Source organism: Plebeiibacterium sediminum, assembly GCF_026013605.1.
GTDB classification, from domain to species: domain Bacteria; phylum Bacteroidota; class Bacteroidia; order Bacteroidales; family Marinilabiliaceae; genus Saccharicrinis; species Saccharicrinis sediminus.
The window spans coordinates 1-24,479 of record NZ_JAPDPJ010000051.1; the positions used below are offsets into that span (position 1 = coordinate 1).

23 protein-coding genes and 1 pseudogene are annotated in these 24,479 nt (G+C 30.3%); 14 read left to right on the forward strand and 10 right to left on the reverse strand.

Annotated features, from left to right (window positions below):
- Positions 1–1,016 precede the first annotated feature (1,016 nt).
- The 8 genes from OM075_RS17845 to OM075_RS17880 all read left to right on the forward strand — a co-directional run bounded on the left by OM075_RS17845 (position 1,017) and on the right by OM075_RS17880 (position 6,247).
- Positions 1,017–1,289 (forward strand): HU family DNA-binding protein, encoded by a 273-nt coding sequence (locus OM075_RS17845; RefSeq protein ID WP_301191899.1) that lies wholly within the window; start codon positions 1,017–1,019, stop codon positions 1,287–1,289.
- A gap of 167 nt (positions 1,290–1,456) precedes the next feature.
- On the forward strand, positions 1,457–1,873 hold the full coding sequence (locus OM075_RS17850; protein WP_301191900.1) for a hypothetical protein: 417 nt from the start codon (positions 1,457–1,459) through the stop codon (positions 1,871–1,873).
- A 704-nt stretch (positions 1,874–2,577) separates the two neighbouring features.
- Positions 2,578–3,423 (forward strand): class I SAM-dependent methyltransferase, encoded by an 846-nt coding sequence (locus OM075_RS17855; RefSeq protein WP_301191901.1) that lies wholly within the window; start codon positions 2,578–2,580, stop codon positions 3,421–3,423.
- Between the two features lie 288 nt (positions 3,424–3,711).
- Positions 3,712–4,185, forward strand: coding sequence for an Xre family toxin-antitoxin system antitoxin (locus tag OM075_RS17860; RefSeq protein ID WP_301191902.1), 474 nt, complete (start codon positions 3,712–3,714; stop codon positions 4,183–4,185).
- Positions 4,169–4,639 (forward strand): RES family NAD+ phosphorylase, encoded by a 471-nt coding sequence (locus tag OM075_RS17865; protein ID WP_301191903.1) that lies wholly within the window; start codon positions 4,169–4,171, stop codon positions 4,637–4,639. Before OM075_RS17860 ends, OM075_RS17865 begins: the two co-directional genes overlap by 17 nt.
- Positions 4,640–4,691: 52 nt before the next feature.
- On the forward strand, positions 4,692–4,976 hold the full coding sequence (locus OM075_RS17870; RefSeq protein WP_301191904.1) for a hypothetical protein: 285 nt from the start codon (positions 4,692–4,694) through the stop codon (positions 4,974–4,976).
- A gap of 507 nt (positions 4,977–5,483) precedes the next feature.
- Positions 5,484–5,774 carry a hypothetical protein gene (locus OM075_RS17875; RefSeq protein ID WP_301191905.1) on the forward strand — a complete coding sequence of 97 codons (291 nt, stop codon included), beginning with the start codon at positions 5,484–5,486 and terminating at the stop codon, positions 5,772–5,774.
- A 209-nt stretch (positions 5,775–5,983) separates the two neighbouring features.
- On the forward strand, positions 5,984–6,247 hold the full coding sequence (locus OM075_RS17880) for a hypothetical protein (protein WP_301191906.1): 264 nt from the start codon (positions 5,984–5,986) through the stop codon (positions 6,245–6,247).
- A gap of 58 nt (positions 6,248–6,305) precedes the next feature.
- Here the strand turns inward: OM075_RS17880 and OM075_RS17885 are convergent, their stop codons facing one another.
- From OM075_RS17885 to OM075_RS17895, 3 genes are all read right to left on the reverse strand, one after another.
- A complete protein-coding gene (locus tag OM075_RS17885) occupies positions 6,306–6,518 on the reverse strand; it encodes a hypothetical protein (RefSeq protein ID WP_301191907.1) in 213 nt (70 codons plus the stop codon).
- A 378-nt stretch (positions 6,519–6,896) separates the two neighbouring features.
- Complete coding sequence (locus tag OM075_RS17890) at positions 6,897–7,274, reverse strand: plasmid mobilization protein (RefSeq protein ID WP_301191908.1); 378 nt, start codon at positions 7,272–7,274, stop codon at positions 6,897–6,899.
- Positions 7,222–8,916 (reverse strand): relaxase/mobilization nuclease domain-containing protein, encoded by a 1,695-nt coding sequence (locus OM075_RS17895; protein WP_301191909.1) that lies wholly within the window; start codon positions 8,914–8,916, stop codon positions 7,222–7,224. Before OM075_RS17895 ends, OM075_RS17890 begins: the two co-directional genes overlap by 53 nt.
- An 892-nt stretch (positions 8,917–9,808) precedes the next feature.
- Between OM075_RS17895 and OM075_RS17900 the strand changes: the two genes are divergently transcribed.
- The 3 genes from OM075_RS17900 to OM075_RS17910 are packed head-to-tail and all read left to right on the forward strand — an operon-like array spanning position 9,809 to position 11,501.
- Complete coding sequence (locus tag OM075_RS17900) at positions 9,809–10,144, forward strand: hypothetical protein (RefSeq protein ID WP_301191910.1); 336 nt, start codon at positions 9,809–9,811, stop codon at positions 10,142–10,144.
- 34 nt (positions 10,145–10,178) lie between these two features.
- Complete coding sequence (locus tag OM075_RS17905; protein ID WP_301191911.1) at positions 10,179–10,889, forward strand: nucleotide-binding protein; 711 nt, start codon at positions 10,179–10,181, stop codon at positions 10,887–10,889.
- 9 nt (positions 10,890–10,898) lie between these two features.
- Positions 10,899–11,501, forward strand: coding sequence for a hypothetical protein (locus tag OM075_RS17910; protein WP_301191912.1), 603 nt, complete (start codon positions 10,899–10,901; stop codon positions 11,499–11,501).
- A 1,183-nt stretch (positions 11,502–12,684) separates the two neighbouring features.
- Here OM075_RS17910 and OM075_RS26110 read toward each other — a convergent pair.
- From OM075_RS26110 to OM075_RS17935, 5 genes and pseudogenes are all read right to left on the reverse strand, one after another.
- Positions 12,685–13,380, reverse strand: coding sequence for an AXH domain-containing protein (locus OM075_RS26110; RefSeq protein ID WP_363321636.1), 696 nt, complete (start codon positions 13,378–13,380; stop codon positions 12,685–12,687).
- Positions 13,369–13,488: pseudogene (locus OM075_RS17920) on the reverse strand (RHS repeat-associated core domain-containing protein); the annotation flags it as partial. The gene OM075_RS26110 and the pseudogene OM075_RS17920, both read right to left, overlap by 12 nt.
- Before the next feature lie 528 nt (positions 13,489–14,016).
- Positions 14,017–14,805 carry an RHS repeat-associated core domain-containing protein gene (locus tag OM075_RS17925; RefSeq protein WP_301191913.1) on the reverse strand — a complete coding sequence of 263 codons (789 nt, stop codon included), beginning with the start codon at positions 14,803–14,805 and terminating at the stop codon, positions 14,017–14,019.
- Positions 14,806–14,857: 52 nt separating this feature from the next.
- Entirely contained in the window at positions 14,858–15,160 is a 303-nt protein-coding gene (locus tag OM075_RS17930; RefSeq protein ID WP_301191914.1) for a type II toxin-antitoxin system RelE family toxin, read from the reverse strand.
- Positions 15,157–15,396, reverse strand: coding sequence for a hypothetical protein (locus OM075_RS17935; RefSeq protein ID WP_301191915.1), 240 nt, complete (start codon positions 15,394–15,396; stop codon positions 15,157–15,159). Before OM075_RS17935 ends, OM075_RS17930 begins: the two co-directional genes overlap by 4 nt.
- Positions 15,397–15,739: 343 nt before the next feature.
- On the opposite strand from OM075_RS17935, the gene OM075_RS17940 reads away from it, so the two are divergent.
- The 3 genes from OM075_RS17940 (at position 15,740) to OM075_RS17950 (ending at position 17,419) form a co-directional block, all read left to right on the forward strand.
- Entirely contained in the window at positions 15,740–16,024 is a 285-nt protein-coding gene (locus OM075_RS17940; protein ID WP_301191916.1) for a type II toxin-antitoxin system TacA family antitoxin, read from the forward strand.
- On the forward strand, positions 16,021–16,524 hold the full coding sequence (locus OM075_RS17945; RefSeq protein ID WP_301191917.1) for a GNAT family N-acetyltransferase: 504 nt from the start codon (positions 16,021–16,023) through the stop codon (positions 16,522–16,524). Before OM075_RS17940 ends, OM075_RS17945 begins: the two co-directional genes overlap by 4 nt.
- Before the next feature lie 496 nt (positions 16,525–17,020).
- Complete coding sequence (locus tag OM075_RS17950; protein ID WP_301191918.1) at positions 17,021–17,419, forward strand: hypothetical protein; 399 nt, start codon at positions 17,021–17,023, stop codon at positions 17,417–17,419.
- Positions 17,420–18,132: 713 nt separating this feature from the next.
- Here OM075_RS17950 and OM075_RS17955 read toward each other — a convergent pair.
- The gene (locus OM075_RS17955; RefSeq protein ID WP_301191919.1) at positions 18,133–24,174 is read right to left on the reverse strand and encodes a helicase-like domain-containing protein; all 6,042 of its coding nucleotides are present in this window, start codon (positions 24,172–24,174) and stop codon (positions 18,133–18,135) included.
- 3 nt (positions 24,175–24,177) lie between these two features.
- Positions 24,178–24,471, reverse strand: a complete 294-nt coding sequence (locus tag OM075_RS17960) for a hypothetical protein (RefSeq protein WP_301191920.1) — start codon at positions 24,469–24,471, stop codon at positions 24,178–24,180.
- Positions 24,472–24,479 lie beyond the last annotated feature (8 nt).

The window sequence follows — 24,479 nt, forward strand, 5'->3', positions numbered from 1 at the left end:
TTAATATCTGTTCAAATTCCATTCTTGGAATACTTGCATTAAGTAACCTCATTAAATAACCATTTACCAATTTTAGTACATTAGCCATTTCTTTCTATTAGTATTATTTGTGCTTTCTATTTTAGAAGATACCTTACCTTTTAAATGTGTATAATCTATTTCACCCTATTTCAAGACGACTCCCTATTTTGTTTACTCTCTCTAATTTAGTTAATATTATAGATATCAGCCGCATATAGTAGTTAATAAAAAAGTTAATTTTCATTCTACGTGATGCAAACACTCAATTTTTGAAGCCTATTCATAGAATAGGAAAATCTATGAGTTTACTATGGATACAGAATCAATTCCATTTACAGTTATCGATAAATATGATAACATTTGTTTTATTATCCTGAGATTCTAAGTAGTTATTTCATTACTACTTAGAATAAATAACATTAAATATATTTTACATTATGGCTAAAAGAAGATTATAATCTTACAAAAAAAAAGAATTCTTACTGAATTAGGGAAAAATATAAAACTAGCTCGATTAAGAAGAAAACTTAGTGCCAAACAAGTAGCAAAACGTGCAAAATATAAGTAGACCTACACTAACTGCAATAAAAAAAGGAACACCTAAAGTTAGTATTGGTTCATATTTGTTAGTATTACATGTATTGGGATTAAAAAAGACTTCTTATTAGTGGCAAAAGATGATTTATTGGGAAGAAAATTACAAGATGCAAATCTTATATCAAAAGAAAGAGCACCTAAACGAAATAAAGGTAATGGCAATTGATAATACAAAGAGACCTGTTATTATATATATAGATAGGAAAGAAATGTAAAATCATACAATCATATGCATTTTATATACTGAACGATAAAAGAGATAATCTCATTTGAATTAGAGCTTTTAAAGGGAAAAGTATAGTTTATACACCACAATAAAGAAATATTGAATTCGTTAATTAATGAAATAAAAACTATATTGCATTATTAATATAACTCAATACAAAATACACTTAAGGATGAATAAATCAGAATTAGTAAGTGCAATAGCTTCTGCTAGTGGATTATCAAAAGTAGATTCGGAAAAAGCGTTAAATGCAACTACTGACGCCATCAAAAATGCTTTGGCTAAAGGTGAAAGTATTCAATTAATAGGATTTGGTACTTTTTCTATCAGCGAACGCGCAGCTCGTACAGGTAGAAATCCTCAAACTGGAAAAGAAATCCAAATTGCAGCAAAGAAAGTTGCTAAGTTTAAACCTGGTAAGGCTTTAGATGAATCAATTAATTAAGAAAAGAATTTATAAAAAGATTATGAACTCCTGGATATCAATATCTGGGAGTTTTCTTTTTTCTCAAATGTTTTACGACCTTATTACCATATTTATATCTTTTGATATATACAAAAAATATCACTAACCAAACACTAATTAGATATTGCACTTTAAACCTATCATAAATGAGAGTACTAGCCCTATATGGAGAACCCAACATTGGAAAAACAACATCATTACTTCTTCTTTATAAAAAATTATTAGCATCAGGATTTGTTCAGGTAATGGGTTATTACAAACGTTTTAGTAATGGAGATATAATTGATGTACTTGAAAAAGAAGGTGTATTAATAGGTATTGTAACTCTAGGCGATTATGTAAAAGGCATAAAATCACTAAAATACTACCTGAAAAAACTAAAAGACGCAGGATGCTTAAAAGCTGTTTGTGCTGCTTCTAAAACTACTAATAAAATACAACCATTAGATCATATTAAATATTATACATATCATTTAATAATTCCAAAAACAATCGAGATTAGGAAGAGTAAGCAACTTGTTATCAATACGAATGATGCAAATTTGATTTTTAATATGATATAAAAAATATTCTTAGGATACGCCGTTTTGATTTTAAACAGGATAATAAGATTGAGTAATAGACAAAATTTGTCATTATGACTTACATTAAAAATAAAGTTATGTAACGAAATTCAAATGTGTATACTTGCTTACATTATAAACATTTTTAGTAAAAAAAACATTAATTAAGTATAGATTCCAATAAAACGAATTGATTTCGATATTTTATTCAAAGAGCTATATCTTTGTATTTGGTATTTGGTTGATCAACTAGGCCAAATATCAATTTTCTGAAATCAGAAGTCAGGTTAGAAATTTACACCTGACTTCTCTTTTTCTAAAAACACCAATACCTTTCTATTGATTGATATTCAGGTAACATGACCATTAATATTTGAGTTAACACGGAAAAAGGAAATCGTAAATATTTCTATTGAATCCATCAACCATTAGATTTTAAAAAATCCGCAGAATCTTATATCGAAATAAACAAATCTGTGCAATTAGCTTATAAATTTCTACACCAATTACAGATAACAATAATTTAGGATAAACTCTTTGCATAAGAAATTATTTTTTACTTTTGACGTACTTACAAAACTTTTAGTACATATCTGATTCCCAGATCTTGGGAAATGCTTTAAGGCGATGATAATCATATCTTCGTTAATTTAATCATGTCATATTTTAAATGATTTTTATTAAAAACTCACAAAAAAGAGTTAATGATGAATATAGCAGATATTATACTAAAAACTAAGAAACCTAGACTTTATGAAAAAGGAAATTCATATATGTGGACGGATAAACATATTTCAAAGCAATTATTAAACATCCACCTAAATCCAGATATTGATCTTGCTAGTCGTAAGATGTCTACAATAAGAAGAACTACCAAATGGATTTTAGATTTACAAAAACATCCTCAAAAGCTCAAAATACTAGATCTTGGGTGTGGCCCAGGATTGTATTCCGAGATCTTCACATACGAAGGTCATGATGTGACCGGTGTCGATATTTCAAAATCATCTGTCAAGTATGCTCAAATGTCAGCTGAAAAAAAGGATTTAGATATCAATTATCTCAATGCTAATTATCTTGAATTAGACTTCGGAATAAACACATTCGATATAATATTACTAATCTATACTGATCTCGGTGTATTAATTCCCAAAGAAAGAGAAGTTCTATTAAGTAAAGTATTTAAAGCTTTGAAACAAGGTGGCAAATTCATTTTTGATGTATTAAAAGACAATCAACTTGAAGAAAAACAAACACCTAATAATTGGGAAGCAAATAACAATGGATTTTGGAAAGACAGCCCTTATTTATCACTATCAGAATCTTTCCTTTTTAAAAAGCAAAAGGTCATTCTCTATCAGCATTGTATCATTGAACCTGACGATAATTGTAAAATCTATCGTTTTTGGACTCATTTCTTCAATCAGGAAGAATTGGATCTCATGTTGATATCTCATGGATTCAGAAAAGTTGATCACCGAGAGGATATTTTACCAGAGGGGAATTTGTGGAATGGTAACAACGTAATCTTTACAATAGCATTAAAATAAGAATACAGGCTAGTAGGGTCCTCTACCCTTCTAGCCTTTTACTTGCTAATTAGTATCTACTAAAAACTAATACTTTAATCATTAATTATACTTTAAATTCTAAACATATGTTATGATAAAAACATTAACAATATAAGATTAATAGTTTCCAGATCCTCACCTCAAAAAATAGGAATCAAAGGCTTTATCTGTTAAGAAAAAATGCATCATTTGTCAATAACATATCGACATTTTGCATTTAATCTTTAATGTTGATATATTTGTCATGTACATATAGACATTATGCATATGGGAGTATTAAAGGAAAGCAATAAGGATAAACGTAGTGTTAAGAGATTAATGAATTCGTTTTTAGGGGAATCCCCTTCTGATTCTCCTACATCAAAGTGGGCTTTGGTTACTGCACTTGAAAATATAAGTATGGAGAAGTCCGACTTTAAACTATTAGCAGAATATGCATTAGGTGTGGGTTTAACTAAAAAGGAATATGCACACTTTCTTCATATTAATCCAAGAACCTTGGATCGGAATATGAATGATAATTATACTCTTGACTTAGATAAATCTGAGAAAATTCTTAGGATTAGTAAGATGATTCAAAGAGGTGTTGATACATTCGGAAATATTGAAAAGTTCTCAAAGTGGATTCGAGAATATAATACATCATTACAAAAAAGACCAATAGAATTATTTACAACTATTGTTGGTATTGAACTCATTGAGAATGTATTAACAAGAATCGATTATGGCGTCTACTCTTAAAGTTTTTAGAATTTGTAAAACAAAATTTTCAACAGAGTTAAAAGGCTCTGGTGCTTTTTACTGTGGTGGGCGATGGAATTCTATAGGTAATTTTGTATTGTATACTTCATCATCTGTATCATTGAGTATGCTAGAAGTATTGGTTCATGTATCTGTTGAAACTTGGCCAGATGACATGAGTCTTGTAACTATTATTATACCTGCTGGTTCTGTTGAGGAACTTGATGTTAATTCCCTATTAGATCAATGGCGTAAATTACCTAGTAGTGAGTATGCTCAGAAAATTGGTGATAAATGGATAGAGGATAATAACTCCTTAGTTTTAAAAGTTCCTAGTGTGTTGAATCCAAAAGAATATAACTACTTAATAAATCCTAATCATACACTATGTACTAAGATTAAAATTGAAAGCATTATTCCTTGGTCCTTTGATCCTCGATTTAAAAAGGAATAATTACTAGAAAAGAAAACGCGTATAGTTACTTACATTATAAATAGTAATTGCAATGCTAGAACCAGAAGACATAGCTCATTATGCTTATTACAAACAATTCGATAATATCATTGTGACAATGGATGATTACTTGGATTTCATAAATCATGTACCTAAACGACTAAAAGCAGGAATGATTCGTGAGGGATTTGAAATTGCAAAAATGATGAATAATAGTTTTAAAACCTTTGTTCTGGAACGTGAAGGCTATAATAAAAAACTATTTGTAAAGGAATTTTATAATCTACCTCTCAGAGAACAGAAATCGTTTGTATGTTGGGGACGTAAAAACAGGTAAAAAGAAGATTATACAAAGCGACTTATTAAAAAATAATACAAACAGATATAGATGTGTAACTTACCATAAATAAGTGTTCTCTCAATAAATTGAATTATTTTCCTACCTTTAATAATTTCAGTAGTCTTATTTGAATTCAAATCACAAATAAAAAAGCATAATTATAATTCAGAATTAAGCATAACAGATATGACTGAATATAGTTGGATTAGAAATAGGCGAGTAATAATTGACGGTATAGAACATATAGTTAGCCATAGAAGAGATAATGACAAATCTTTTTTTTAAACCTTCATTATAAAAGTTCATCCAACTCATCCTGAAATAATGTGTTCATATAAATCACATAATAAAAAAATAATGTACAATCAATTAGATAATATGATTCAATCAATAACAAAAAATGATTATAAGCTTGGAAAATATATTGAGTAGTATGTACTTTTTTTTAGATAGAATTTATTATTAATAAAATCAATAACACAACAACCTTATAGAGAAAGATATATGAGTATTAACACCGTATTAGTAGAAATAGAAGATCGAGATGAAATCCAACAGATAGATGCAGAAATTAAGAATATTGCCAAAAATGGACTAATGAATTTGTCTGCTCTCTATCATGGTTATGAAGAAATAATAATTAAATACAGGGATAAAATGTACCTTCCGACTTTAATTGAAGGAACTACCCTTGTAGAAGAACTTGAATTAAATGATTTTAATTTAATTAAAACCTATCTACTTAGTTCCAGTGAAATTAAAGAATTGGAGAATTCTCCAAGCGAAGATATTTAGGTAATTAATACATGGTAAAAATTTAAGATATAAATTTTAAACACTTAACAATAATATAAACGAGGGCTTTAAGAAAAGTAATACATTACCATTTAATATAAAAATTCTAAACTAATGGCCCATTCTGGTATTCGGCATAATACTTGTTATTTATTACAGTATTGAGGATAAAAGAACCTTTATAAGTTTTTTAAAATATTCTATTATTAATGGATAAACTTGGTGATGATATTATTTATAAGGCAACAGCAGGTGATTGCGAAGCAATAGCCATGATTTATAAATTTTTAAAAGAGTATACTGCTGGTTTATCTCTCTCACAAAGAGAACAACTTGAAATAGAGAAAAATAATATCATTTCAAAAGGGATGCAATATCGAATGAAAAACGAGCAATTAGAAGTTTGGAGATTACTTATAGAAAAATTGGTAAATCAAATCCAAAGTGAAAATGAAATAATGAATATTCATTGATTACTAATTATTCTGCAACTATGTCATTTTAGGAAGTTAGATCAAGTTCCTATTGGTGCTATTCTTCAACTAACTCCAACTCTTTCTCAGAAGCAGGAACAAAATGTCCTTTCTTTTGACTATCTAGTTTCACTTTGAAATCACCTTTGTATACTAGGATATTTCCTTTTTTATCAAGTATATCTTTCTTTATAACACCTATTACAGTACCTATTTCTTTAGCAATGGAATGTTTAAAACATACTCTATCATTTATCTTAATATTACTCATATTTAAATTTATATCTATAAAATAGTCGATTCTTCACCTTCTGCAAATCCGTCATTTAACAACATATTGTTGTCAATTCTTATTTAGATAATATATGTTATCTCTTTTAACTATATATTTGAGCGAGATTAATTAATAATGTTCACCTAAATTGTAATATAAGAGGATGTAAAAATAAGCGTCCTCTTATTTACTAAGACACATAAATTTTCAATAAGAATAATTGTAAAAAAGGGAAGGGCTAATAACTCCTCTGTTAAAGCAAAAAAAGCATTTCCAAACGTTCTGAAAATGCTTCTTTTATTTTTAACCAAACCTTAACCCTTATACGGATTAATAATCAAATATAATAAAATATCAAATAACTTGTATCTAATTTTACTTTGTCATATCCTTGACAATCTCTTTTAATAGTTCCTTAATTTCCTCAAGGTAGGTGCTTTCTTTTTCATTTAATGGAATATCATAGGAGTTACTATTTAAGCGTCTAGCTATTTGATTTATATTATTACCCAGTTTTCCCAAATGAAATAAAAATTCAGGAGAAATCGTATCAATTGGTTTTATAGTTCCAGTTAATGCTATCTCCCTTAAATAAGGAGCCAATTCTTTTCCTGCATCTTTGGCTTTCTTGCATACATCTTCATATTCATTGTTATTAAACTTGACAGTAATCTGTTTGGATTTAACTTCATCTACACTTTTACAAGGTCTGGCCATAATCATTATTTTTATTTCGTTTTCTTTCTTCTTCATCTTCATCCTCACGATTCTTGGTCGTAGGATTTCCTAGATTGCCAATACCTTTTTTAGTATTGGCAATATTAGAGTCTGCCAATTTTGAATTAATATAATTCAGATCGCAAATGATACCTGAAGATATTTCGGTGATATTTGATTTATAGATCAATTTCTTCCCTTCAATGGCAACATTCACTCCTTCAATATTCATTGAATGTAGGAATTCTTTAATATTATGATCTTCCATGAGAGATTGATTCACAATAGCTCTTATTCTATTTTTTTCAAGCTTCTCTTCAATTGCCTTATCCTTATTAAAGTATAAAGAGTCTCCAGATATAAACATCCCACCTAATTGATAAACAAATTTCTCATCATCAATTGCAAGCTCTATCTTCTCTTGCTTAAGTTGATAAGTTAGCTCATCTTTAGTTTTGCAATTTTGTAGAAGTTCATCCAACAAATTATCAACCTTATTGGCCTCTAAAAGATAAGTCATTCCATATTGGGATATCCGGCCTCCTAGCTTGACTTCATGAATTTTTTGTTGTCCATATTCAAAAATCCATCCTTCACTCCTCTCCTCTCCCATGATAATATTATTCTTAAGCGCAATACTAAAATCATTTTTATCATCTCCTCTATTTTTAAGAAAGTCAAATACAACCTTTTTGATTAGCTTGATATGAGATTTCAATGTATTTTTTTCCATTTGTTTAATAAGAGCAGAATAACTCATTCCTTTAAGTTCAGATCCCTTAATTTCTACGCCTCCCTTTTTTAAAGACCAACCATTCTTTGCAGAATTCATTCTTGGATCAAAGCCCTTTTTTTTTAGTTCATTAAAAAAGTCATCTATAGTCGTGACTTGAGTTCTCAAACAATTTTGGATAGCTTTATTAAAATACTCTAAGGCATTTTTTCTAAGAATAGAGGACAATCCATTATAGGAATAATTTTTACTTAATTCACTTCCTTTATAAATAAAATCATTATAGCGAAAGGATATTCCCTTTCTATTACTTGCTATTGTAAATTCTATTCCTTGCGTTTTTAATAAGCCTTCTAATTGATCAAATGAATAAGGTGATTTCTTAAGGGCAAATCTTATCTGCTCTCTTACATATTGTTTTATGGCCTTTTCATTCTGTTGCTTTTCATTATAGAAATTCTTATTTCTATCATACTCATTGAATTTACTCTCATAAGCCTTTGAGGTAACTGTCAAATCATACTTCTTTTCTAATTTATTTAATATCTCTCTGGATTTTAATCGCTCATTTGAATCTTTTGTAACTAAGCCTTGAAATGATACACGATTACAAGCTATATGTAAATGTAAGGTATCGGTATCGGTATGAGCTGCGGAAACAAACTGGTTATTGATATACCCCATGCCTTCCAGGTATTCTTCCACAATAGAACACATTAACTCATTGGTCATTATTTTTTCATCATCTTTTGAGAAACTAACGATAAAGTGTTTTACTGGCTTTTCTACTCTAGTATTTAATTGAGCAACTAACTCCATTTGCTTTGCAAAAGATTCAGCAGAATCGCCTATCATATTTGTTAGTAGGATCTCTCCTTTTTCCTCTCTTAGATCATATGAGATGATGACTTCAAAATTATTTCCTGTTGTTATTCGTCCTACCATATGTGATTGAAATATGAAAAAATGTAAAGCGTAGCTGAACATTTTTAGTCTTTTTGGGGCAAAAAAAGCAATAGAGTTAATGAATCCGGATACCTCCGGTTGAATGGTACGAATCAGAAAACAAATTGAGTTTACGAAATTTAGTTTTCGGATGTCGTTATCACATCTTGCTTATTTACATGACTTAAAGATAATTTCTTTTCAGAAATTATCCTATTATTGAGGGGATTAAATCATAGTACTTTGATAATGTGCTATTTATGTAAAGTCGTTAAAAATTAATTAAATATATACTCTATAATACCTATTTTGTCTTTTTTTGTCACTTTTAAAACTTTTATTTCACTTATAGTATGTTTATGTCACTTTTGTTAATATCTAGAGACATAAACTAACCCCTAAAGGACATAATGTGACATCAGATGACATTCATTAATACATAATTGACATCATCGCATATTAGTTGTACATAACATATATCTTTGACTGCATAAACGAAACCAAGATGAAACGAATTTCGCAGGTTCTTTGGCATCAGGCTAAAGTTTGATGAATATTATCAATGTCTAAAGACTGTGGTTTTCTTTTTTACTTCATATATATTTCATCCAATATCAAAGACTAATAAAAGGATATAGAAATTGAATAAAAATCAATTATTAATAACAAATATCTAGATACTCCATAATACCTGTTTTGTCATTTAATGTCACTTATAGGGATTTTATTTCACTTATAGTAGTTTTTTGCCAATTTTATTAATATATTTATACTTCAACTAACCTATAAAGGACATAAAGTGACATCAGATGACATGCTACGATATATAATTGACTTAACCGAACATTAATCGTACATATAATATATCTTTGACTGCATAAAATAAAAGGATATGGAAGTTGAAAAAGAATTAATTATTGAATTACTAAATAAATCAAATCAAAAAGGATTATATACTTTAATAATTTCATGCTATGAAGATCTTATTAAAAAGAAATTAGAAAGTGGTGTTGGTATTCTTCTGATCAAAAAGATTATAGAGAAAGATTTAAACATCAAAGAAGATACTATAAATTATAACTCATTTCTTAAAGCCATTCAAAGAAAATTTAAAGCTAAAAAAGAATCTAAAAATACTTTAAAGGATAAAAAGGATATTGAAAATATCGATAGTATAAATCTTAATATTTACCAAGATAATAACTCTAAAAAGAATCCATTTGATTAAATATACATTATTACGAACCTAAATTTTAAACATGATGAAAAAGATTACATTCATCCTTCAATCAAAAGGTGGTGTAGGAAAATCAACCTTAACCTATGTATTAGCGAATAAATATCTACAAAAAGAAGATACAGTTTTCGTAGATATGGATAATGAATCCAACACAAGTTCTCAACAGCTTTCTTTTGTTAAAAAGAAAATATCACAAAACTTAATTGATCAGAATACAAAAAATATTGATCGTTCTGGATTTGATCAGTTCTTTGAAAATTTTTTAAGTTCAGAAAAAACATCATCAGCTGTATGTGACCTTGGTGCAACAACATCTGAACAGTTTCTTGTGTTTATTAAAAATGATGGTGGAGCAAAAATGCTAGATGCATTACATGAGATGGGTATAGAGGTGCAAATATGCTGTGTTATTTCCGGATTAAATGCATTTGCTGCATCTTCAACTTATTGCAAAGATCTATTTAAAGCTTTAGCCGCAGTAAAAAAAATTAAGAAGATTATTATCAAAAATAATTTCTTTCCTTTTAATGCAGAACAAGATACCGCTCTTATAAAGCTTGCACATGCGTCATCCTCTGATCTAATAGACTTTAATATTGTTCCTAATAACGTTCCTGGAACCTTAAAAGAAATTCATGCTTTAATGGAACAAGGTAAACCAATCTCTGAGGCTAAAACATTTACTAAAATAAGAATCAAAGATTCTATTGAGTCATTAACAATTGATATTTAACTTGAATTTATGTTAGGGGAACATTCTCCCCTAACCAAACCAACTTCTTTATTTATGATGCGTAACAAAGAATATCACGATTTCTGTGTTTCGATAAAAGATCAGTTTGGATTAAACATTAATCCTGATGATGAATTCTTTCCGCTTGTATACTCATTAATGGATTCGAATAATAAAAATAAAGAGACTATTAATGAATTAAAAGAGCTACTAACTAATAGCCTTCTGGAATTAAAAGATACCAATCAGAATTTATATGCAAATCAATCCTTTTTACTCAGTAAAAACGAAGCTCTGATAAATAAAATACCAAAGGAGTATATCCGCTTTAATTCTGAACAATCAGCAATAGCTTATTGGAAAGGAAAATTCAAATATTACTCTTATCTGGTTTTAGCTACTGCATTTCTCATTACGTCAAGTATGATTAGTTATCTGGCATTTCAAGAAAATAGTCAGATTCATTGGTGGATTATGAATTCAAAAATAGAAACCCATCAAGGAAAACAATATCTCTTACTTAATAAAGTAAGTTCTTTGGAAAATTTAAAAAACAATGGTACTTGTATAGAATGGAATAATAATCAAATTGCTGTTCCTATTGATAATTAATGCCCCTTTTACCACCTAAACAAAATAAGATGAGAAAAACATTATTCATCATATTTATAGTATTATCCATTTCTGGCTTTTCTTTGTATGACTTTGTAGATAGAGGACAAGTGTTTTTTTCTATTGTTCCTGTATTTCAAAGTATGGGAAGACTAATCTATTTAATTGGAAGATTAATATATGAAACTATTCCAATAGGAATATTAGTTCCTATGGTACTTTTAATTCTCTTTCTTCTAATTTCGTTTCTTGTAAAGAGAATAAAAAGATTTAGAAAGAAGAAATATATTCTTCGGGATACTTCCAACCAAAACAAGTAACAGACTATTGCTAATAATTGAGCCTCTCTCAAGATTCTATTTTTACTTTTCCTACTATCCTAAGTTCAACTTCAAAGCGTAGTAGTATCCCAAAAATGCAATACCGTGAGACTCATTAATGATCCTATTTTATGACACTTAATTATTAACATTTTGGAACTAGTTTAATAGTGCTGTATAATCCCGGGTTTGGTGAGACCTGTTTCTACAAGTTAGATTAGGTTAATTAATAAAAATATTACAGTATTGTAAAACAAAAGCCGAACTTAAAAATGCGGCTTTTGTTTTATCTACAGGCCAGAGGCCTTATTTGTAACAACGTTGCCAGAGGCATACGCCGAACGATTTACTTTAATTTACTCGCTTCACTTAGGAGGGGAGATTTTTATCTAACACAATTACTTTTAATACTTATTTATTTCTAGAAATTGGCTGAACAATTCAATTGTCTCTTATCTCAGAAGATTGTTTTTTAAGATCTAAATTTTTTTCTCTATGCTTTGTTGCAATCCAAATACTTAAGGAAAAAACAAAGATTATATACATTAAAACGAATAGAGAACTTATCATACTTTTTCGTTCCATAAACTTATTGTAATAATCATCTTGTTTCTCTCTATTAAAAAGAAAATAAAATGTATTAAACATTAACACCACTCCAATAACGATCAAAACAAAATATAATCCTCCAAATGTATATGTTTGCTTTATATAATATTCATAAACTGCAACTATAGATATTATATTAAAAGATATCAGAACAGAAAAAAAACCAAGTGCAAAAATACCTATTTGAGGATCATTACTAAATTTTCTATATACAGTTAATATTGTATAATATATATATCTATAAAAAGACATTATCATTTACTATTTTTTTTATTATTTATTTTCATTGTTTCGGCTTTATTGTACTCAGGATTCTCATTATTTACCAATATCCCATTTGCAAAATAACTATTACCAAACTTCAAAAGGGTTAGATTATAAGTTTTTACGCTTCCTTCTTGCTGTACAACAGAAGTAACCTTTACCTTTTTTAATTTGCCCTTCTGATATACTAAACATTTATCTCCAATTTCAAGTTTTGTCGTAGGTAATCTATATCTCTTCTCTGATTGTAATGGATCAACGGAACACCAACCTTTATTTTTAACATAATAAGGATGATCTTGAGTATTAGTGTTTACTAATTTGTTTGAAAAAGAGATTTGAACCAAATTTTCGTGCATAGGAGAATTTTTCAATAAAACAATAGTTTTTATAGTTTTATTGTTTTCAAAATCATATGTTAAGATAGTATCTCCCGGCATTACTATTTCTTCAGGATCAACCATTGGAGGATTAACTTCTACATAATTTGCAGGTACTTTATTAGCATTCTCGTAGGATTGTTGATTTACCCAACTTTTATTAGATTGTTTAAAATAATTAGTTAGAAAAGCTTGATTATTTGCAGGATTTGTAGCTATAACCCATTGTGGATTTGTCATCCCATCAATAGCTATTTCTTCGCCATTTTGTTTTGTATCATTACCAAATGGATCAATGAATCGCATTGGATTATTAAAACAATAATGATAAGGAGTTGATTCAAAGTGTGATTCAGCCATCGCATCTTTGACATGCCACCTCCCCAAAGCAGGATCATAGAATCTAGCTCCATAATCGTAACAATCTCCTTCTCTCTACTTTCCTGAAATGATTTTTTCGTCATACAGCTTTGTAGCGTTCTACGAAAAACCTTTTCAATATAACCATAATTTTCACATCACCCATCGTAATGAATTTTCCTGTATGACCATTTATCGTTGTAATCATTTCAATAATTATTGTTTCTAATTAAACAAAACCCGGTCAATGCCAGGTTTTGTTGTTATATTTCAAAAGGTACGAGATACCATCTCTCACCAGCGAGGGGTTAAAACATAAAATAAACATGTATTACACTTATAATTATGATGATAATATTTAAAAGTAAAAATCTTTTAAATATTAGAGTAGAATTAGGTTTTGAATATTTCAATTTGAGAAAGTTAATTAATATGGCTAATAATAGGTGAACCGCCCAAAATATCATATATTCAATCAAAATTCCTAACCCAGCACCTCCTCTTGATGTGAACAATCTATATAAAAACGATATATAAATAACGATGAATACAGCCAGAGAAAATAATAGATAATAGTTGACTTTATTTTTCATCTTTTTTCTTTTCTTTTTTTATTTCCTCAAAAACCCACGCTCCATTCCTATATACATATGTACCTTCCTTAAGTAAAAAGACATTACCAAAAAAACTGGTTATATCATGCGAACCTTTACTTTCATCTTCATGATAATCTTCATCCTCAATTCCTTCTTGTCTCTCATTAGCCAGCCTAGAGTAATTACCTTCTCCTTTCTTCTTATGAGTGTGTTGCTGTGTATAAATTAAAGGATCTGCAGACAATTCCGAAGCCTGATAAGGATCAAAATCTGCTACTAAAGTTATCATAGCATTATGATACCCCTTACTTCGTAAGTATGTTTTTAGTGCATTTAAATATCCTTTTCCATAAGCACCTCCCATACTATGCGTTATAATCTTTATAGTTTCTTTTGCATTTCCATTTTCATCAATAACCTGAGAGATAATATAATCAGCATCTGCCATAGCTTGTTCATAACCATCCTTATATCTTGCCATGGCATTTAGGCTAGTTCCTCCATGTCTATATATTCGGTTTTCATCATTAAGCTTCCATGTAACTGCTTCATCAAATCCTTCCCAATATTTTGAAGTTCCTTTCTGTTCTTTATCCATAGCAAATCCATTTATAAAGATCACAATATTCCCATCTGGATCAATCGCATTTATAGGATTATTTAGTGCATAATTGTAGGGTGAATGATTCCAATATAACTCTTTTGCTGGATCTGCCACATTCCATCTAGCTAAAGCTGGATCATACATCCTTGCGCCGTAATCATAACAATCCAAACTTACCCCACCAAGATCATCATCCTGGAGTTCATTTCTATTTGTAGATTATTTAGCTGTCTAGTTTTTTTAGATTATTCATAATCTTTTTATCATAGGCTTGACCTCTTGAAACAAGATATTCAAATATTACAGTATCTCCTTCAATATGAATATGAAACAAGAAGAAGGCTCTTAAATCTCCAATTCTAACTCTATAAATATCATCAAAACCACTTAACTTTTTACAATCTGTAATATCTTCAATAGTTTCAGCTTCTTTTACTTCAATGATTGTTTTTTTAACTGATTCTAGAAGCTTTCCTGATAATTTTTTAACTGCTTTTGTAAATGCTTTAGAATATTCTACATTCATACACCTAACCAATTTTCGAAGTCATCTTTTTCTTTTTTTGAAATAACTTGCTTCCCTTCTGGTTGTGCTTTTACCAAGTAAGAATATAATTCGGTTTCCTCAATATTTTCAGCTAAACGATCCAAAGATTTCTCTATTAAATCCTTAAGATTAGTTCCTCGTTCAGCAGCTTTTATTGAAAGAATTTTAAAAGTATTCTCATCTAAATCAATTAGTTTTCTTTTTCTAACTCCCATAACAATATAAAGTTGTATTTAACAAATATACATAATATATACCATATATACAATATACATAACATGTGCTATTTATATTAAATAAATTCAATCAATACAACTTCCATAATATTACAATCAAGTTCACTTAAAATTTAAGTTATATGGCATTAAACAAATAATCAATTGTGCATTTTAGAGTCTCACTAAACAGACGTTTAATGTTGAAAGGTTGAAAAAGATATACTTATTCCCTAAGTAAATAGCTTTAACAAGATAATCGGAGTTATGCTGTACTGTATATTTACGTACAAAACTTTAGTGTTACGGATATTTTCCGTACCTTTGCATAAAAGATATAATTATGGGAGCATTAAAACAAGATAAGGCAAGATTTGATACCAGATTACCACTAGAACAAAAACAGCTTTTTGAGAAAGCAGCAATTTTAGGTGGCTATAGAAATCTAACAGACTTTGTTATAGTAACTGTTCAAAATAAAGCTAAGGAAATTATTGAGGAACGTGAGAAAATAATTGCATCACAGAAAGATAAAGAGATTTTCTTTGATTCTTTAGTGAATCCACCAAAACCAAATAAAGATTTGATTTCTGCCAAGGATGAGTATAATAAATTAATATCTAAATGAGATATTTAACTGAACCGCTTAATACTAAGCATGACAGAATAAATTTTTCGTGTGGGAAAGATTTGTTGGATAATTATTTTTGGCGCCAAGCAAAACAGGATGTTAAAAGAAAGTTATCAGCTTGTTTCGTGTTAATTGATACAGAAGTTGATAGAATTTCTGGATACTATACACTTTCAAGTAATAGCATCTCAAATGAATTAATTCCTGATTCTTATAGGAAAAATTTACCCAAATCGTATTCATCTATTCCCACAATACTATTGGGAGGATTAGCAATTGACAAAGAGTTTCAAGAAAAAGGTATAGGTAAAATTCTATTAATTGATTCATTAAAAAGGTGTTCGGATACTACAGATTCAATTGGAGCATTTGCAGTTATCGTTGACCCCATAGATGAAGATGCTGAACGATTCTATAATAAATATGGATTTACTAAATTACCTGACAGCGGAAAGATGTTTCTACCCATGAAAACAATAAAGGAACTTTTTAAGTAGAGTTACATTTCTAATTTGTAAATTCATAAAGCCTTATTTGTTCATATTTAAATGAGGATATTTTTTAAGTCTAATTTTACCTAATCCATATTACGAATTGATCCCTTTATATTCTGCTCAGATTGTTATTTCGAGTTTAAAACTCTTTACAATAATCTTTAAAATTAGGCATATCATAATACGTAATCTTTTATAACCAAAACCCTGGTTAATAAATATTTAGTATTTCATTTCATTAAACAGGAGAAATTTAAAAAATAAACTCCTGTTTATCGTTAACAATAAAAGTTTAATACAGAGAAAATGTAAGATAGGATTATTTATAACTAATGCTTATATTTGAGTAAATGAAATACGTAAATTATTTGTAATAGTATTTTAGTTCGTATTCTAAATTGTATTAGGCCACCATTCTTATACTCTTTCAAACTATTTTTGTTGAGAAATTAATATCTAATCGAATTATTTTAATGAGAATAAAATATAAGTTTTTCCATTGGAAAAGCTGTTTGTGTATCGTGTTTATGGTGAATTTTCAATAAATAAGTGGAAAAATTATTATCATACCATCATGTTAAGAAAAGAATGGGAATGTATAGAAAATGTATTAGTAGACCTAAGGGAAACCAGTAATCTAATTGATATTATAGATGACATCCCTAAAATGAGAACATTCCGGATAGATATCATAAAAAAGAATTACAATACAGTACTTTTGGCAGATAATCCGGATAGAACAGTTTTTACACATTTATACGTTAACCAGTTATTACAAGATTATCCATGTACTTATTGTTCTACTATAGAATATGCTTTAAAAGTTTTTGAAATAGACTTGATTTTACCGGAATTTGAAAAAATGATTTATAATTTGGATGAACTTTATTGTAATTAACAATAGCAATAATAAGGGTCTAGTGTATTTCTAAAAACAGTTATGAGATAATCTTAAAATCTTGAGTAAACTCTATAAAAACCAATGTTTACAATACAATAATAATTTTCCTGTCTTTAAATCCTTATCCTTCCGAATAAGACTGTTTAGAATAACAAAAAAGGAGAATCGTTACTCTCCTTTAATACTTGTGATAGTAGGGAAAACCTTTTGAATGATTTGTTCTAAAGATATACAAATTAACGTTAAGTCAAAACCTATACTTCATTAAATAAAAGAAGAAACAACAAAACTTCTGCTATTTGATTTAAATTTACGATCTTTTCATACTCATTCTTTCCATTTAGAAATATGTATCCCAGAAAATGATTCAGGTATACTTAAATACACAGGGGGATTATAAAGGAATTAAACTCTTGTATGTTAGAGATTTTCTGAATACTATTTTTTGGAAAACATGCAGATCTAAAGAGAACTCGGTAATCCTATAATTGAAAAAGAAGCCAGGTTGAAAACTCAACTCCTGACTTCTGAATTTCAGAAAATGGATATCTGGATTCGTTGTTCCCAGATATCATTACAAAGATATGATTCTTAAATCAAATGGGTTGACTGATGTACTAAAAAGAGGGACATTAAGCCCCTCTCCACCCTAACTCCATATCGGAGCAATCACTATGAACTATGAACTATGAACTACATTTTTTGATATCCTATTTAGTCAATGCTGAATACTCGGTTTTAGGTTCATTCAACACCGTCTCTACATGCAACTCGTTACTATCTAATTGATTTTGTAATGATTTAATTTCATCTTTAAGTTGATTGATCCTTTCAGAATAATCAAATGCTCCTTCTTTAATAATCCTCTCATTGGTATGGATTTTATTATCTGCTCGCTCTATACCCTTATTATTTTCAACCATCTTTTTGTTTAAGGATAGTAAGGTCCCAGGAATCACCTTTGCTAATGGCTCATGACTCTTGGTAAGTTTTCCACTTGAGTCAGGGTGCGTATATTTCATTCCTGATTGTTCTGATTTTACATACAGGTGGTACACCACGCGATTATCAAAATCTTTTTCAGACTCCAGATTAACAGAGAATTTACCAAAAGAAAGTAACTGTTGTTCTCCACATAGTGGATTGTTCTGAATCACCTGGTTGGCTTTAGTGTGTATCTCTTTTCCAACTTCCATAAAATCTTTATACGCCTTGTTATTGATTATTATTGGCTTGTCTGAAATATCATATGGATCTAAATCAGGAAATACTTTTTGAAATTCATTTCGATCAGTCTTTAATGTAGCCAGAGTCTTAAGCCGAATCTCTTTTTGTTGAGTGTGATAGTCTATTTCCCATCCGGCACTTTTGATTTGATCTTCAGCTACCTTCTGCTTGGTCTCCAGTGATTTTAATTCTTTATCCTTTTTCGTGATCTCTAGAAGTTCGGTCTTTCCTGTAATAGCTGCAGCTAATTCAGCAAAAGAAACACTCTCTCCTGCTCCTTCATCTACTGTTCGTGAACTTACTGAAGAGGTTTTAATCTGGTCAATGAAATTTTGTTTTGTGCCTAACAAAGCAAAGCGATATCCATCCAGTGAATTCTCTGTCGCATAGATAAAAGTATCAATGGTATTATTATTATGATTCTTTGCTAACCAGTTTCCTTGTCTTTCCCCTCTCCCATTTCTTTGCTCATAGTCTTTCGGGGTCCATGGGATATCCAAATGATGCATTGCACAAGCTCTTTGTTGAATATTTTTACCTGTACCAATAGTCTGCGTAGATCCAAGGGCAATACGTATCTCCCCTTCATTTACTTTATGTTCAAATTCAGCTTTTTTCTTATCTGTATTATAATCATGAACAAAAGCAATCTGCTCGGAAGGGATCCCATATTCTTCAATAAGTCGATCCTTAATATCCTGGTACAAATTCAATTTTGCTGTAGGCGTTCCTATATCACTAAAGACAATTTGTGTTCCTCTAAAATCATTGAATTTATTATAATAGTCATGAATATTCTGACAAAGTCCGGGTATCTTCGATCCTGATTCCACAGAATATTCTGAGGAATCAACCAGACGCATATCAATACTCATCTTTTTAGCCAGATCGGTAGCAATGAGCATTTTTGCTTTCTCTTCTCTTTCTGTTAGATGTGTACGTCCTATTAAATGAGGGTCCCCTGTTTTTGCAAACTGCAAAAGATTGGCAGAGAAAGCTTGCTGCTCCTCTGTGGGTTTAATATTTACCAATATCTCATTCTTTTTAGGCTTATCCACTTTCAGGTTATATTCATTGACAACATGGGCAATGTCGTTATAAAGCTTAGCCAACTCAGGGACTTTAATAAAGTGCCTGAATCTTTCCTTTAATTTGATATCATTGGATGATGTGATTTCATATTCAGTAGATTTTAAAGCAAATGTTTTGGCCCAGGCATCAAAGGTTGGCATTCTTAATTCTTTTAGCTTATTAGGTCGCATATACTTTAAAATTAAGTACATTTCTGTGATGCTGTTAGAAATATGTGTACCAGATAAAAAGGTGATTCCTTTATCGCCATTATGATGGTCCTGTATATGGCGCACTGCTGATAATAGGTTAAAAGCCCTGTTGCTTCCATCTGATGGACTTAACCCTGCAACCTGAAAATGACGTGTGGTATACTGCAGGTTTTTAAACATGTGAGACTCATCCACAAATAGATGATCCACTCCCATTTTATCAAAAGAAGGAAGGTCATCTTTTTTCATCTGGTCCTGCAGCGTTCTTAACTTCACTTCCAATGAGTTTTTTCGCTTAATAAGCCCCTTGATTTGCATCTTATTGGGCTGGTTTTCTCCATTTAATACTTCAAGGTCAATATCCAGGTTTTTGATTTCTTCCTTGATTAATTTCTCTGATGTATTTGGAGAAGGTTTAATTTTTCCAAACTGCTCATGCGTCATGATGATCACATCATAATCATTGTTCATCATACGGTGAAAAAACTCTTTTCTATACGATGGAGAAAGATTCTTTTCTGTTGGAAATAAAACTCTGGCTGTTGGATAAGCTTTTTTAATATCCCGATAAATAGCCTCTGTATTGGCTTTCAAGCCAATGATCATAGGTTTATTGACCTTACCCATTCTTTTCATTTCCACAGCGGCCATTGCTGCTATTAAGGTCTTCCCTGCGCCTACTTTATGATCTATTAGTCCTCCATTATCACGTATAATCTGCCAGGTAGCTGCCTTTTGTTGTTCTCTTGGAGTAAAGTGTTGTACCTGGTTAAAGTTTAAAGGGATGGTAGCATTTTCATTTTTTACATTCTGTAATTGAAGAAGAAAATATTTTCTTTCCAAGCCAGCATGATACCCTGTCTCCTTATTGATAAAAGCTTTAAATTTTTCTTTAATCTTATTTACGTTATTTTCCACCTCCGCCATGGCATTTGTATCCACCTTGGTTACTTCATCCACGGTATAGGTGATTTTTGTAGAGGTATCATTAAAGGCATTTTGAAATATCTGTGAGGTCCGGACTCTTCTTCCGTTGGAACATTTGACATCATAGATATCGCTGTTCCCTCCTGCATAATAAGTGTTATTTGAAATATGATAGGTATCGCTACCTTCAAGATATTTTACTTTATAATCCCACTCTAAAGTTTCTTGAATAAACTTCTCATAGATATGATCATCAATCCATCTTTCACCAAACACTGGATCAATGTCTTTAATGGTCAACCTTTGAGGTAGGACTTCTTTTAACTCATTGATCAAGGTATTGGTGATGTCTTGATCTGTAGCATAAGGATTTTGCTCAAATGCAGTGATTTTATCTTGGATCGAACCAGATAAGAACTCCTGAGGAAGAACAAATTCGTATTTAATATTTTTAAAATGATCAAGTGACTGATGCGCATTAAATGAATTCCAATCTTTAGGAAATACGGGATTCGGTTTGATGATGCCTTCTTTTAGCGCTTCAGATAGGATCTCACCTTCACTTTTATGAAGTAAAGATGCTAAAAATTCAGGTTTGATACTTCCAAATTGATTAATGCTTTGAGAAACTGCATCATTCACATTATCAATGTCCTTTTGATTCTTTAAATCCGAATGCAATAAGGAGCGATGGAAAATATCACTTTTAACAAAAACACCATGTTCTTCCCTTTCTAAAGATTTAAGTTCATAGTTATAATGATCATGGTTGATTACTGAGGCATTTGCCCTACTATTTAAATCTCCATATTTCTCAATAAATGCATCATAAACCTTATTGAGCTCTGCCCTTTGTATATCAATCTCTTGAAAATTCGGATTATCAGCATGCTCCAGGATCTGAAGTTTCTCAAATTGATAACGTATATCAATAATTCCCTCTGCCCTTTTTATTCTTACGCCACTTACCTGAACATCTTCCAGCTCCCACTTATCATTAGGTTTGATTAACTTCACAATCCTACCATTGTAGGAACTAATATTTCCCTCTTTTAAGAGATTTTTTTGAACATGATCTTGAATGAATTCTTCAGGAGTTTTAAAGCTTTCCTGAGGCTCAATTCTTTTTTGAGTTTTAGGTGTTGTAAATGAGATTTTTGTTTTGGATTTTGTTGGTTTAGGCGGCTTATTCTTTAAAGCTTGATCCTTAATTTGATTTTGGCGATAATCGGTTAATTCCTTTATTATCTGAGCTCTGGTTTCAGGTTTATCACTGGTATATAAATCAAAACCGGTTACTTTCTTAAAATAATCATGAATCGCTGGATTACTGTGAATATATCTTATCGCTCCATTATTAACTAGATCCTCTATCCTTCCTTTTCTATAGAGATTGATATATCCAATTTTCGAATGATCTTTTATATCTCGAATCTTATTCTCATCTAGTACCGGATAGGGTTGTACTACAGGAGATGGTTTTGAAAACAAATCAAGTTGTTTTTCCTTTTGAGCACATTTTTGCAGGTGTTCTTGTGCATCCAGTGATTTAAAGTGTGCATTTAAATTTACCTCAATACATTCCTTTATTGTCTCTGGTCTTTGACCTCTTTGCGGATACCCAATTGTATATTCAATACCAATAGAATTAATTATCTCGCCTTCTAATTTGACCAAACTAAAAGTCTCCTCTCTATATCCTTTTATATAATCTTCCTGATAAGAAACATTTACCAGAGTCTTGATATCATTGCTTTTAGCTCCTTGAATAAGATCTAATAATTCTTTGTCCAGATTCAAGGAAGTAAGCTCAACAGATTTAAGATTAAAACTTAAGGGGAGGGAACTATTTATAGTATATTCAGATTGAAGTTTATTATTTGATACTTCCTTTTTTTCTTTTGCCTCTGCTGTCTGTGGAAGGATTTCAGAAAGAGAACCTCTAATTTCTTCCTCTCTTGATTTTGGATACATCCATCCTTTATGTGTTCTATTCCATTTACCATTTAACTCATTACTCAATACCTCTTTTATAGGATAAGTATCTCCTTTAATCACAAAGGCTTTGGGAGAAATATCTGCAAATTCAATATTTAATGCGCTCGTCTCAGTTATATTCTCCAGAACAGTTATGCTTGTATCTCCAGACTTTTCTTCTATATTTATTTTATGAGGCTGGATAAAGTTTTCTGTAATATCTGTTATGATGGATGCCCTTAGTTTTGAGAGTCCAAATTCATCTGAATTAATCGTTAATATTTTCCTTCCAGCATAGGAACTACCAAGAGCTAGCTGTCCATGAATATGATTACTATTGGTTTTATAATAGTCATTCATAAAAAAGCTATCCTTCGATCCTTCTAGTTCTATTGGACTGCTCCCCAGAAAAGCTTTCTCAATACTGGTGAGTTGATTCAGATTTTCAATAACGCCAGATCTTTTTTGAAGTATGATGATATCAGAGATAACCTCGGTTCCTTCAAAGGTATTATTAGGAAGTCGTTGGGCAGTGATAAGCTTTGCATTTTTCATTAAATGCTCTCTTATAAAACTGTTTCCCGGGGCATCCATAACACCTGTGGAAGTAATAAAAGCTAACAGACCTCCTGATTCCAATTTATCAATGGACTTGGCAAAAAAGTAATTGTGAATATGTTTTAATGAGGATTTTAGATGTGGATTTTTACTTTGAATATACGCTTTATCATATATAGCAATATCCCCAAAGGGAATGTTAGAAACAATCAAATGGTATTTTTCCTGATTCTCAAGAGTATCAATTTTTTCAAAGGGAGAAAGGTGTACTTTGGCCTCTGTAGTCTTTTTTGCGATCCATCCAGCCACTCTTTCTTTTTCGAAGCCGGTAATTTCAAAGCTTGTGTCTTTAAAAATATCCTGAAGACTATTTATATAATTCCCAGTTCCAGTACATGGATCCAGGATCTTTAACTGGTGATTTGATCCCGTTAGAAGAACTTCCTTTAAAGGTTCTACCATATTCTTAATCAGGGCATCTGGAGTATAGAAAGAGGTTAATACAGATTCTTTAAGAGAATCAAGCATTGCATCAGAACGCTCGGCTGATAAATTTTCCTTTATCAAATTATTAAGTTTAACCACCTCTCCTTTATAAGGTTCCAAGGATTTTGTCCATTGCTCTGATTTTTCAGGATCCAGAAGGATTTCTTTTAAAGCTCCATAACCAGTATACAATTTTATTTTCTCTGAATCCCATGACTTGGGAACTCGTTTGTTTCCTTTAAATATTTCCTCAATAGCGATATAATTATCTTGGTAGGCTTGTTTTTTATTCATCTTCTAATATTTAACAAGTCCGACAATTTTTTCTTCAATAGTTTTTATCAAACTATCCATTGCTATTTCATCAGCAACAGAGGTATCTCCTCCATTGGTAATATGCTTGCTACAAGTAAAATTGTAATTCGCTACAGCATAGATGATGATTTGATCAAGTGTATTATCAAATGAAGCTGCTAAATATTCTACCGGATGGACTTCTTCAAAATAATCTCTTGCACGTTTGGCTATTGGATCGCTTAGAACATCCATTTCTTCATCCTGATTTGTTGGCAAATAATCCTGTAATTCCATTTTATTTG